The organism is Psychrobacter sp. 1U2, assembly GCF_051847575.1.
Window position 1 is genome coordinate 1 of sequence record NZ_JBPYDC010001554.1, and the last position, 575, is coordinate 575.

Annotated in this window: 1 pseudogene; it reads left to right on the plus strand. The window is 47.5% G+C overall.

The features are described from left to right. A pseudogene (locus tag ACS8FD_RS23140) lies at nucleotides 1–575 on the plus strand (TonB-dependent receptor domain-containing protein); the annotation flags it as partial.

Consider the following 575-nt stretch of genomic DNA (forward strand, 5'->3'; position numbering starts at 1 on the left):
TTTATCATATGGGCGATGTCACCATCGATCCTGACTTGCTCAAGCAAGCTGAGGTGTCCGTGGGCAACAACTCAGTCACGCTTGGCAATGATGCCTTGGGCGGTGCAGTCGCGTTTGAAACCGTTGATGCCGCAGACTTGCTAAGACCTGGTCAAAAAATTGGCGCAAAATTAAAAGCCGGTTATGCCAGTAATAATGACGAGCTACTCACATCAGCGACGGTCTATGGCGCGCCAACTGATAATGTCGATTTATTGGCCTACTATGGCAAACGTGATACAGACTCAGGCGAAGATGGCAGCGGCCGCGTATTGTTTGAAGACAGCGAAAGCGAAAATGTCTTATTAAAAGCTGGTGCTTATCTCACGGACAATCACCGAGTGGGTGCAAGCTTTAGCCGTACCGACAAAGAAGGTGTTTTCCCATTTCGCCCGGATTTTCCAAGCTTAGGTGATGACCCAATACCGCAACAGGTAAAACGCGACACTTATACGCTCGACTACAATTTCAATCCGCTAAATAAGCTGGTTGATGTTGATACCACTGTTTATCAAACCGAGACAGAGATTTCTCGT